The sequence below is a fragment of the Streptomyces sp. NPDC002640 genome (genome assembly GCF_053592575.1).
Genome location: NZ_JBSFVZ010000011.1, coordinates 157,635 through 169,011, shown reverse-complemented (window position 1 = coordinate 169,011; position 11,377 = coordinate 157,635). Strand labels below are relative to the sequence as shown.

Here is an 11,377-nt window from a genome sequence, read left to right as displayed (position 1 = left end):
GGTGCGATCGGGGCCCGCAGGGACGATGCTGGGGTGCGTGATGGACGAAGCGCAGTTCTGGCAGCTGGTGGACGAGGCCCGCGAGGAGGCCGGGGGCGACCCCGAGGAGCAGGCCGACCTGTTGGTGGAGGGCCTCGTCCAGCTCGATCCGGAGTCGGTCCTGGACTTCGCGCGCCACTTCGAGTCCCGCTACGACCGGGCCTTCCGCTGGGACCTGTGGGGTGCCGCCTCGGTGCTGCTGGACGGCGCCGGCGAGGACGCCTTCGACCGGTTCCGGTGCTGGCTGATCGGCCAGGGCCGGGAGGTCTTCGAGGGCGCGCTGCACGACCCGGACGCGCTGGCCGGTCTCCTCGACGACTTCGACGACGAGATCGACGGCGACGGCGAGGAGCTGGGGTACGCGGCGGACGAGGCGTACGAGCAGCTGACCGGCCTGGTCACGCCGGACCTCGGTCTGTCCGCCCCGCCCCCGCGGCCCGAGGGCGAGCCGATCGACCTGGAGGACGACGAGGCCCTGGCGGAGCGGTTCCCGCGCCTGTGGGACCGTTTCGTCGAGGGCGCGGACTGAATCCGAGGGCGGTCCTCACGCGGACCGGCCCTGGAGCTGGGCGGCCCGCTCCCGGATCAGGGGCAGGTGGGCCTTGAGCGCGGCGCCCGGGCAGTCCGTCCGGTAGCCGTCGTCGTGTCCGGCGATCGCCGGCAGCACCGCGGCCTCGCCCTTGTCGAACCGGCTCTTGTCGTTGCTGGACACCAGGCGCACGTCGCCGCGCGGGTCCACGTCGGAGAGCCCCAGCTTCCAGGCCGCCAGCCGCGCGATGGCCTCGGTCATCGCCTCGGGGACCTCGGCGCCCTGGGTGAAGGTGCCGATCGCGGCGACCCCCATGGTGCGGTGGTTGAACCCCTGCGTGTGCGCCCCGGTCACCGGCCGGTCCGATCCGCCGGCCCGGCCCTCGTAGATGGTGCCGCAGCGGTCGACCAGGAAGTTGTAGCCGATGTCGTCCCAGTGCCGGCCCGCCGTCTGGTCCGCGGTGATCCGGCGGATGATGGCGGGGGCGTCGGCGCAGTCGTAGCCGTTGGGCGAGTCGGTGTGGTGCACGAAGACGGCGACCACCTTGTCGTCGTACTTCGGCGGCGGCTGCTTGCTCGGGCGGCCCCCCGGGTCCTGTCCGGCCTCCCGGGCGTGCCCCTCGTCGCCCGGCCTCAGCCAGGAGGAACGCGGCATGACCGGCGGCTCGGGCGCCCCGAACCGGGGCCCGCTCGGCGCGGCGGGACCGCGCGGCATCGCCCGGTCGTCGCCCTGTCCCTGCAGCAGGAGCACGAACAGCAGCACCATCACGGCGACCACGGGCGGCAGCACCGCCTCGATCCGGGGCCTCCCCCGCCGTCCGCCCCGTCCCGGGCCACCCCGGCCGCGGCCCCGGCCCCGACCCCGGAACAGCTCCCGGGCCCGGGCCACGACCTCGGCGGATGTACGGGAGACGCGCATGGCTCCACTGTCCGCGCCGGGGACGGCCGCCGCGATCGGTGTGGGCCGCCCGGGTGACCGCGGCCACGCCTCCCGCCGCGGGGCGGGTCGGGTCGGGCGGCTCAGGCCGGGCGGCTCAGGCCGGGCGGGTCGGGTCGGGCGGCTCGGGTCGGGCGGCTCGGGTCAGAGGAAGCGGCCCATCAGGACGTCGTCGACGTACGCGCCGTCGAGGAGGAACTCCTCCGGCAGGACGCCCTCGACGGCGTAGCCGAGGGAGGCGTAGAGGGCGCGCGCCGGCGCGTTGTGGCCGAGGACGCGGAGGGTGAGGCGGCGGGCCCCGCGGCGGCGCGCCTCGTCCTCGGCGGCGCGCATCAGGGCCGTGCCGACGCCCCGGCCGCGGGACTCCTCGGCCAGGACGAGGCCCTGGATCTGCTGGACGTGGGCGTTGGCGGCGAGCGGGGTCGGCCGGGCCACCCGCACGTAGCCGACGACCTCGCCACCGGTCTCCGCGACGATGATGTCGGCCGCCGGGTGCCGCTCGTCGAAGAACGACCGTCCCGGCTCGGGCGGCGGCGCCACCGCGTGCAGGGTGGACCAGGTCTCCCGGTCCAGGCGGTTCAACGCCGGGCCGTCCTCGGCGCGGGCGGGTCGGATCAGGGTGTCGTTCCGGGTCGTCGTCGGCATGCGGGGATCGTACGGGCCGCCTGCGCGCCGGGGAAAAGGACTTTCGGCACGGCGGCGTCCGGACGCCGTGCCGGTCCGGGAGGATGACGGCATGGAACCGAGGGAAGCGGGCGAGGGGTCCGGGCGCCGGACGGTGGCGGTGGCCGGGGCCTCCGGTCTGATCGGCGGGGCGCTGGCCCGGTCGCTGGAGGCGGACGGGCACCGGGTGGTGCGGCTGGTGCGGCGGGAGCCCAGGACCGGGGACGAGGTCCGCTGGGACCCGTCCTCGGGGCGGCTGGACCCGGCGGCGCTGGCGGGCTGCGACGCCGTGGTGAACCTGGCGGGTGCCGGTGTCGGCGACCGGCGCTGGACGGACGAGTACAAGCGGCGGATCCGCGAGAGCCGGACGGGCGGCACGAGCGCGCTGGCCGGGGCGATCGCCGCGATGGACACCCCGCCGCGGGTGTTCGTGAACGGCAGCGCGGTCGGCTACTACGGCGACACCGGGGACCGGCCGGTGGACGAGGACGCGCCGCCCGGGCGGGGCTTCCTGCCGGAGCTGACGGTGGAGTGGGAGGCGGCCGCGGAGCCGGCCCGGGCCGCGGGCGTGCGCACGGCCCTGGCGCGGACCGGGCTGGTGGTGTCGCGGGGCGGCGGCGCCTGGGGGCGGCTGTTCCCGCTGTTCCGGGCCGGGCTCGGCGGCCGGCTCGGGGACGGGCGGGAGTACTGGTCGTTCATCGCGCTGCGGGACGAGGTGGCGGCGCTGCGGCACCTGCTGTTCACGCCGGGACTGGAGGGCCCCTTCAACCTGACGGCGCCGCTCCCGGTGACCAACCGGGAGGTGACGGCGGCGATGGCGAAGGTCCTCCGGCGGCCCGCGGTGTTCGCGGTGCCGGCGCCGGTGCTGCGGGCGGTGCTGGGCGAGATGAGCCAGGACGTCCTCGGCAGCACGCGGGCGGTGCCGCGGCGGCTGCGGGAGTCCGGGTTCGTGTTCTCCTGCCCCGACGTGGAGTCCGCGGTCCGGGCGGCACTGGAGGACTGACCCCGGCCCCCTCGGCCGGCCCCGGCCGTGGCACGGCGGAACGCCGGGGCCGCCCACCGTGCCCTGCCCTGCCCTGCCCTGCCGCTGCCGTTGCCGCTGTCCCGCCGCCCGCCGTGCCACGGCCGTGCCACCGTGCCCGGTCCGTGCGCAGGATCCGCGCGCGGCGGCCGGACCTACCCTCGAAGTGGCCCGAATTCGGGTATTCCGGGGGGAACTTGGGGGCATCACGTCTCCAGCGGCCGCGCAACCTCGAGGAGGGGCACGTGCTTCAGCACGCACAGAAGGCTGACGTCGTCGTGGTGGGAGCCGGAGTGGCCGGGCTGTCGGCGGCTCTGCGGCTGACCGCGGCGGGCGTCAGCACCGCAGTTCTGGAGGCCGCCCCGTTCGTGGGCGGCAGGATGTCGACGGAGAAGGTCGACGGCTTCCGGCTGGACCGGATGGGCCAGTTGTTGTTCACCTCGTACCCCGAGCTCCGCACCACACCGGGCCTGGACGACCTGGTGCTGCGTCCCTTCGCGCCGGGGGTGCTGGTGCACAGCGGCGGACGGCTTCACCACGCCGGCGGTCCCGAGGGGGGCGGCAGGGGCGCGCGAGGGGCGCACACGGCGCACGAGCAGAAACTGGAGGGGGCGCTCGCGGGGGCGCTCGACGCGGCCACGGCCGACGCGCGGGGAGGCGGGAGGAACGTTCCTCCGCTGATCCCGGCGATCCCCTCGATCCCACCGCTCCCCGGGAGCCCCGCCGACCGGCTCGCCCCGTCGCCGCTCCCGGAGTTCCCGGAGCTCCCCGAGTTCCCCGAGCCGGCCGGGCTCGCGGGTCTCCCCCCGTTCCCCGAGCCCCGCGCGGCCGGTCCGGCGAGGGTGCGGACCGGTGCGGCGGCGGCGATCCGGATGACCGGGCTGCGGGGACGGACCCGGCTGGGCCGGGTCCGTCCCCGCCGGGTGCTCGGAGCGGCGGACGGTCCGCTCGGCGGCCCGGGCGACCGGGCGCGGCTGGCGTCGGCGCTGGCGGGGATCGCGGCCACTTCCGTGGAGCGGCTGCTGACCCGCGCGGAGATGCCGGCCGCCGAGGCGCTGTCGGCCCGCGGCGTCCCCGGACGGGCGCTGGAGGGGTTCCTGCGCCCGCTGCTGGCGGCGCTGCTCTGCGACCCCGAGCTGGCCGGCTCCAGCCGGTGCGCGGACCTGGCGCTGCGGGCCTGGGCGACCGGGCGGCTGTGCGTGCCGGAGGGCGGCGCGGAGGTGGTGCCGGAGCTGCTGGCCCGTGCCCTGCCGCCGGGGACGGTGCACACCGGGGTGCGGGTCACCTCGGTGTCGACCACCTCGGTGACCACCGCGGAGCACGGCGAGTTCCGCTGCCGGGCGGTGCTGCTGGCCACCGACGCGCGGACCGCCGCCGAGCTGCTGCCAGGGCTGCGGGTGCCGGACTTCCACCCGGTGACGGTGCTCCACCACACCACCGACGAGGCCCCGGACACCGGTTCCTTCCTGCTGCTGGACGCCGAGCGCGGCGGGCCGGTGGCGCACACCGCGGTGGTCAGCCGGGTCGACCCGACCCGGGCGCCCGCCGGACGGACACTGGTCTCCTCGACGGTGCTGGGCGCTCCGCCGCGGGACGTGGACGACGCCGCCCGGGAGCACCTGGCCCGGCTGTACGGGGTCCCGACGCGGGCCTGGGAGACCCTCGCCGTGCACCACACGGCGGAGGCGGTTCCGGTGATGCGTCCGCCGCTCGACCCGCGGCGGTCGGTGCGGCTGCTGGCCGGGCTGTACGTCTGCGGCGACCACCGGGACACCGGCACGGTCCAGGGCGCGCTGCACTCCGGCCGGCGGGCCTCCGCGGCGATCCTGCGCGACCTCGGTGCGGGGACGGGCCTGCGCCCGGGCGAACCGGTCCCCCGGCCCCGGGCGGCGTGACCCCGGCGCCTGACCGGGTGCGGCGCGGTCCCTACACGCTGTCGGGCGCCACGGCCCGTCCGGTGACCGGGCAGATCATGCCGGGGCGCAGCCCGTTGGCCTCCAGCACCTCGGCGATCCTGGGGACGGCCGCGAGGGTGGTGGCGGGCCAGTCGTGCAGCAGGACGACCTGACCGTCGGTGAGCCGGCCGACCGCCTCGACGATGGCGTCGGCGCTCGCGCCGTTCCAGTCCTGCGGGTCGACGTCCCAGAGGATCTCGGTGAGGCCGAACGCCGCCGCGGTGGCCCGCACGGTGTCGTCGGTCTCGCCGTAGGGCGGGCGGAACAGGGTCGGGATGCCGCCGCCCGCCGCGGCGACGGCGTCCTGGGTGCGGGCGATCTCGGACTCCCGCTCGGCGGGCCCGAGTTCGGTGAGGCGGGGGTGGCTGTAGCTGTGGTTGCCGATCCACATCCCGGCGTCGACCTGGGCGCGGACCAGGCCCGGGTCGGCGTCCACGTGGTTGCCCTGGTTGAACATGGTGGCCCGCAGCCCGGCGTCGTGCAGGGCCTCCAGCAGGCCGGGGGTGCGGCTGGACGGGCCGTCGTCGAAGGTCAGGCCGACGTAGCCGCGGCAGGCGGCGGGTGCGCCCTCCTCCCCGGGCGCGAAAACGCGGGCGGCTCCGGCGGCCGGCGGGCGTGAAGGCTCGGACATGCGTGGGGTCTCCTGGTCGGGGCGGCGGGGCCGCCCGGGCGTGACCCGGGCGGCCCCGCCGCACGGTGGTGCCGTGGCGCGGTGGGAAAGGGCGGTGCGGTGGGGCGCTAGCTGGCGGCGCAGGTGACCGTGGGCCAGGTCCGGTTGCCGTTGTGCTGGATGGTCACCCCCCAGGTGTTGCCGCTGCCGTTGGGCCGGGCCACCAGGGTCTGGCTGCTGGGGTAGCTGGCGGAGGCGTTCCAGGTGGACAGCACGCGGGCCGGCGACGGGACGTTCATGGTCACCGTCCAGTTGCTCGAGCCGCTCACCGTCACGTTGAGGTTGTACCGGTCGCTCCACTGCGACCCGGCCGACAGCGTCGCCGTGCAGCCGCCCGGGTTGGTGGGCGGGGGCGTGGTGCCGCCGCCGTCGGGGGCGACCGCGCGACCGGTCGTCGGGGAGATCATGCCGGCGCACAGGCCCTTGGAGCTCAGCACCTGGGCGATCCGCGGGACCGCCGCGAGGGTGTTGGCGGACCAGTCGTGCATCAGCATCACCTGGCCGTCGGTGAGCCGTCCGGCGGCCTGGACGATGGCGTCCGTGCTCGCGTTGTTCCAGTCCTGCGAGTCGACGTCCCAGATGATCTCGCGGAGGCCGAACTTGGCCTCGGCGGCCCGCAGGGTCGCGTTGGTCTCGCCGTAGGGCGGGCGGAACAGCTTCGGCGTGCCGCCGCCGGCGTTGGCGATGGCCTGCTGGGTCCGGGAGATCTCGGACTCCATCTGGGCCTGGCTCAGCTGGGTCATGTGCGGGTGGGTGTAGCTGTGGTTGGCGACCCACATGCCGGCGTCGACCTGGGCCTTGACCAGCCCGGGGTTGGCGGCGGCGTACTGGCCCTGGTTGAACATGGTGGCCCGCAGTCCGGCCTGCCGCAGGGCGTTGAGCAGGGCGGAGGTCTGGGCGGAGGGGCCGTCGTCGAAGGTGAGGCCGACGTAGCCGTTGCAGGCGGCGGCGGCCCGGACGGACGGCGCCTCCTGCGGCGCGGGCGCGGCCTGGGCCGGTGCGGTGACGGCGGTGAGGGCGGTGAGGGTGCTCACCGCGCCCATCACGGCGGCGGCTCGTGCGGCGAGCGGACGGAGCAGCTTGCGCATGCGGTATCTCCTGGTCGGGGGCGGCTCACGGCCGCCCGGGCACGGTCCCGGGCGGCCCTCTTCTCCGGTGGCGCCTTTCCTGGCGGCGTCCGGGCCCCGGAGGGTGCCGGGGGCCGGGCGCGGGGGTTGATCAAGGAGTCGGGCAGGGCGTCGGGCAGGGCGTCGGGAGGAATGCTCAGCCGGTGCTGCAACTGACGGACGGCCAGGTCCAGTTGCCGTTGTGCTGGATGGTCATGCCCCAGTTGTCGCCACTGCCGTTGGGTTTCGCCACCAGGGTCTGGGCGGTGGGATAGCTCGCCGAGGTGTTCCAGGTGGCGAGCACCTTGGCGGGCGACGGGACGTTCACCGTCACCGTCCAGTTGCTCGAGCCGCTCACCGCCACGTTCAGGTTGTACCGGTCGCTCCACCTGTCACCGGCGGAGAGCGTCGCGGTGCAGCCCCCGGGGTTGGTGGGCGGCGGCGTGGTGGGCGGCGGGGTGGTGCCGCCGGAGCCGACCGTGATGCTGGAGCTGCCGCTGCTCTGGTACCCCTCGGTGGCCATGATCTGGTAGTTGTGGTTGCCCAGCCTCATGCCGGCCCGGGCCCAGGCGTCGAAGTGGTTGCCGGTGGTGATGGTGCCCCCGGTCCGCTTCGAGGTGCGCACGCTCCAGAACTGGTCGAAGGTCTTGGTGCCCTCGATGGAGGGGGCGTTGTACCGGGTGGTCTTGTAGATGTCGTACGTGCCGCCGTCGCTGGTGACCGAGCCCATCCTGGTGCCGGTGGGCCGGTAGGTGCCCCAGTTGTCGACGATGTAGTACTCGATGAGCGGCCCGGTGGTCCACCCGTAGAGGGTCAGGTAGGCGTTGCCCGAGGGGTTGAACGACCCCGAGTAGGTGACGGTCCTGCGGGCGCCGGTGGCCCAGCCCTTGCCGGCCACGAAGTTGCCGGTGTTGCTCCACTGCGTGCTGTAGGCGCCGCCCGACCTGAGGGTCATGGAGACGGTGTTGGGCGCGTCCGTCCAGAACGAGTAGTAGTACCCGCCGTCGTTCCCGGTCTGGTTCTGCGTGATCGTCGTGTCGGCGCTCGCGGGGGCGAGGCCGCCGACGAACGCCACGAAGGCCATGGCGAGGACGAACAGGCCCCGGGTCAATAACCCGCCTTCGCCCCGTCTGCGTCCCGTGCGCCGGATGGACGTGTTCATACGTGCTGCCTCCTCTGGGGGGAGAGGTCGTGCGGTGTTGAACAGTGTGGAGAGGCGCGGACGGGTGTCAATTGTTTCGGTCGAAGTTTCGAAAACCTTCGTAGCTTCCTTCAGACCGCGGCAGCCCGCCGACGCCGGACTTCGACCACCGCGGGACCTCTGCTCACCGAGGAGCGTCCTTTGTCCGCCACACGGGGCACGGGCGGGGGCGGCCCCGGGTTCCGAAAGTTTCGCCGCCCGCGACGAACGCGTCGCATCGGGCACGGCGAAGGGCCGCCACCCGTCCGGGTGGCGGCCCTCGTCACGACCTCGGCTCCGTGCGGGACGGAGCCCGTGGATCACACGTCGTAGTACAGCTCGAACTCGTGCGGGTGCGGGCGGAGCGCGATCGGGGCGATCTCGTTGGTCCGCTTGCAGTCGATCCAGGTCTCGATCAGGTCGGGCGTGAAGACGTCGCCCTGGAGGAGGTACTCGTGGTCGGCCTCGAGCGCGTCGAGGACGGCGCCCAGCGAGGTCGGGACCTGCGCGACGTTCGCGTGCTCCTCGGGAGCCAGCTCGTAGAGGTCCTTGTCGATCGGCTCGGCCGGCTCGATCTTGTTCTTGATGCCGTCCAGGCCGGCCATCATCAGCGCCGAGAACGCCAGGTACGGGTTGCCCGACGAGTCGGGGGCGCGGAACTCGACGCGCTTGGCCTTCGGGTTGGCGCCCGTGATCGGGATGCGCATGGCGGCGGAGCGGTTGCGCTGCGAGTACACCAGGTTGATCGGCGCCTCGAAGCCCGGCACCAGGCGGTGGTAGGAGTTCACCGTCGGGTTGGTGAAGGCCAGCAGCGACGGGGCGTGCTTGAGGATGCCGCCGATGTAGTGGCGGGCCATGTCGGACAGGCCCGCGTAGCCGGTCTCGTCGTAGAACAGCGGCTGGCCGCCGGTCCACAGCGACATGTGGACGTGCATGCCGGAGCCGTTGTCGCCGAAGATCGGCTTGGGCATGAAGGTGGCGGTCTTGCCGTTCCGCCACGCGACGTTCTTGATGATGTACTTGAACAGCATCAGGTCGTCGGCCGCGGCCAGCAGCGTGTTGAACTTGTAGTTGATCTCCGCCTGGCCGGCCGTGCCCACCTCGTGGTGCTGGCGCTCGACCTGCAGGCCGGACTTGGCCAGCTCCAGGGACATCTCGGCGCGCAGGTCGGCGAAGTGGTCGACCGGGGCGACCGGGAAGTAGCCGCCCTTGTACTTGACCTTGTAACCACGGTTGTTCTCGGTGGCGCCGGCGTTCCAGGCGCCCGCCTCGGAGTCGATGTGGTAGAAGGCCTGGTTGGCCTCGGTGGAGAAGCGCACCGAGTCGAAGACGTAGAACTCGGCCTCGGGGCCGAAGAAGGCGGTGTCGGCGATGCCGGTGGACGCCAGGTACGCCTCGGCCTTCTTCGCCACGTTCCGCGGGTCACGGGAGTACTGCTCACCGGTGATCGGGTCGTGGATGAAGAAGTTGATGTTGAGCGTCTTGTCCCGGCGGAACGGGTCGACACGGGCCGTGCTCAGGTCCGCGCGCAGGGCCATGTCCGACTCGTGGATGGCCTGGAAGCCGCGGATGGAGGACCCGTCGAAGGCCAGCTCCTCGCCCGGGTCGAACGCCTCGGCGGGAATCGTGAAGTGCTGCATCACGCCCGGCAGGTCGCAGAAGCGAACGTCAACGAACTTGACGTCCTCATCGGCGATGAACTTCTTGGCCTCGTCGGCGTTCTGGAACATCCAGCTCCTCCTACTCCCGGCCGGTTCCGCCAGGGGTGGTAGTACTTCGTGCGCCAGTGCGGTGACACACGCTGACTGGGACCCTAGTGATCGGCGATTTCTCGAACATGACTCATTTGTTTCCGGGAAGTTAACCGCTCGATCACGGCCCTGGGGGCGGCGCCGCGCCCGGGTCTCCTCCCATGGTCCTGCCCCGCGGCCGGTGGCGCACCCCGCCTTCCGCCACGCGCGCGCCCGGCAAGTACCGTGGAGTGCGTGGACAACAGGCAAGCACTCGGATCCTGGCTCTCCGGCCCCCGCGCGGCGGCCGAGGAGGCCGGTGTCGACTTCGGCTACCGGGGTGAGCAGCTCGGACTGCCCGAGCACGGCCCCGGCTCCGTCGCACGCCCCGGGCGCCGTCTCGGCGCCCTGGTCGTCGACTGGGCGCTCTGCATGCTGATCGCATACGGTCTGATCACGGACGGTTACGGTCAGGCGACGAGCAACTGGGCACTGCTGATCTTCTTCGGGCTGGGCGTCCTGACCGTCGGCTCGGTCGGCTTCACGCCGGGCAAGCGGCTCTTCGGGCTGCGGGTCGTGGCCCTCGCGAGCGGCACGGTGGTGCCGTGGCGGGCGGCGGTGCGGACGCTGCTGCTGTGCCTGGCGCTGCCCGCGCTGGTGTGGGACCGCGACGGGCGGGGTCTGCACGACCGGGCCGCCGGAACGGTCGAGGTCCGGATCTGACGTCGCCCGGCGAGGCGGCGACGCCCCGCGGCGACGGGAACGCGTGAGGGGCGCCCGGTCGGTGGACCGGGCGCCCCTCACGCGTCGTCGGAGTGGGATGCGGGTCAGCGGCCCTTGGAGCCGCGCGGGAGCTTCATGCCCTTGGGCATGGGGCCCTTGGGGAGCGGCATGTTCTTCATCAGGTCGCCCATCGCCCGCAGCCGGTCGTTGGTGACCGTGACCTGCGGCCCGGTGAGCACCCGCGGCAGCTTGAGCATGGTGGTGCGCAGCTTCTTCAGCGGCACCTGGCCCTCGCCGTTGCCCACCACGATGTCGTGCACCGGCACGTCGGCCACGATGCGGCCCATCTTCTTCTTCTCGGCCACGAGCAGGCTCTTCACCCGGTTCGGATTGCCCTCCGCGACCAGCACGATGCCGGCCTTGCCGACCGCCCGGTGCACCACGTCCTGGTTGCGGTTCATCGCCACCGCGGGGGTGGTGCTCCAGCCCCGGCCGATGTTGTCCAGCACCGCCGCCGCAGCGCCCGGCTGGCCCTCCATCTGCCCGAAGGCGGCCCGCTCGGCCCGGCGCCCGAACACGATCGCGGTCGCCAGCAGGGCGACCAGCAGACCGAGGATGCCCAGGTAGATCGGGTGACCGATCCAGAAGCCGATCGCGAGGAAGACACCGAGGGTGATGATTCCGACAGCCGCGAGTACAAGACCGATCTTCTTGTCGGCCCTGCGGGTCATCTTGTACGTCAGGGCGATCTGCTTGAGTCGCCCGGCATTCGCAGACTCCGCTGCGGTTTCCTTCCTCGCCATGTCTCGAAGTCTACGTGTACGA

At 73.5% G+C, this 11,377-nt stretch carries 11 protein-coding genes; 4 read left to right on the top strand and 7 right to left on the bottom strand.

Annotated features, from left to right (window positions below):
* Window positions 1-40: 40 nt before the first annotated feature.
* Window positions 41-568 carry a DUF4240 domain-containing protein gene (locus tag ACWD3O_RS16960; protein ID WP_451413323.1) on the top strand — a complete coding sequence of 176 codons (528 nt, stop codon included), beginning with the start codon at window positions 41-43 and terminating at the stop codon, window positions 566-568.
* A 15-nt stretch (window positions 569-583) separates the two neighbouring features.
* On the opposite strand, the gene ACWD3O_RS16955 is transcribed toward ACWD3O_RS16960, so the two are convergent.
* Entirely contained in the window at window positions 584-1,486 is a 903-nt protein-coding gene (locus tag ACWD3O_RS16955; protein ID WP_451413293.1) for a peptidoglycan recognition protein family protein, read from the bottom strand.
* Window positions 1,487-1,648: 162 nt separating this feature from the next.
* Window positions 1,649-2,149 carry an N-acetyltransferase family protein gene (locus tag ACWD3O_RS16950; RefSeq protein ID WP_451416392.1) on the bottom strand — a complete coding sequence of 167 codons (501 nt, stop codon included), beginning with the start codon at window positions 2,147-2,149 and terminating at the stop codon, window positions 1,649-1,651.
* Window positions 2,150-2,240: 91 nt separating this feature from the next.
* Between ACWD3O_RS16950 and ACWD3O_RS16945 the strand changes: the two genes are divergently transcribed.
* Complete coding sequence (locus ACWD3O_RS16945) at window positions 2,241-3,170, top strand: TIGR01777 family oxidoreductase (protein ID WP_451416391.1); 930 nt, start codon at window positions 2,241-2,243, stop codon at window positions 3,168-3,170.
* A 263-nt stretch (window positions 3,171-3,433) separates the two neighbouring features.
* Window positions 3,434-5,083: an FAD-dependent oxidoreductase gene (locus ACWD3O_RS16940; RefSeq protein WP_451416390.1), complete on the top strand. Its 1,650-nt coding sequence runs from the start codon at window positions 3,434-3,436 to the stop codon at window positions 5,081-5,083.
* Window positions 5,084-5,114: 31 nt separating this feature from the next.
* On the opposite strand, the gene ACWD3O_RS16935 is transcribed toward ACWD3O_RS16940, so the two are convergent.
* The 4 genes from ACWD3O_RS16935 to glnA all read right to left on the bottom strand — a co-directional run bounded on the left by ACWD3O_RS16935 (window position 5,115) and on the right by glnA (window position 9,829).
* The gene (locus ACWD3O_RS16935; protein WP_451416389.1) at window positions 5,115-5,774 is read right to left on the bottom strand and encodes a polysaccharide deacetylase family protein; all 660 of its coding nucleotides are present in this window, start codon (window positions 5,772-5,774) and stop codon (window positions 5,115-5,117) included.
* Window positions 5,775-5,881: 107 nt separating this feature from the next.
* Complete coding sequence (locus tag ACWD3O_RS16930; protein ID WP_451416439.1) at window positions 5,882-6,856, bottom strand: polysaccharide deacetylase family protein; 975 nt, start codon at window positions 6,854-6,856, stop codon at window positions 5,882-5,884.
* A 220-nt stretch (window positions 6,857-7,076) separates the two neighbouring features.
* Window positions 7,077-8,003 carry a glycoside hydrolase family 11 protein gene (locus ACWD3O_RS16925; RefSeq protein WP_451416438.1) on the bottom strand — a complete coding sequence of 309 codons (927 nt, stop codon included), beginning with the start codon at window positions 8,001-8,003 and terminating at the stop codon, window positions 7,077-7,079.
* A gap of 416 nt (window positions 8,004-8,419) precedes the next feature.
* Window positions 8,420-9,829, bottom strand: coding sequence for a type I glutamate--ammonia ligase (glnA, locus tag ACWD3O_RS16920; protein WP_451416388.1), 1,410 nt, complete (start codon window positions 9,827-9,829; stop codon window positions 8,420-8,422).
* A gap of 255 nt (window positions 9,830-10,084) precedes the next feature.
* Between glnA and ACWD3O_RS16915 the strand changes: the two genes are divergently transcribed.
* A complete protein-coding gene (locus ACWD3O_RS16915) occupies window positions 10,085-10,552 on the top strand; it encodes an RDD family protein (protein WP_451413288.1) in 468 nt (155 codons plus the stop codon).
* Between the two features lie 104 nt (window positions 10,553-10,656).
* Here ACWD3O_RS16915 and ACWD3O_RS16910 read toward each other — a convergent pair whose 3' ends face one another.
* On the bottom strand, window positions 10,657-11,355 hold the full coding sequence (locus ACWD3O_RS16910; protein WP_451413287.1) for a DUF4191 domain-containing protein: 699 nt from the start codon (window positions 11,353-11,355) through the stop codon (window positions 10,657-10,659).
* Window positions 11,356-11,377: the final 22 nt, after the last annotated feature.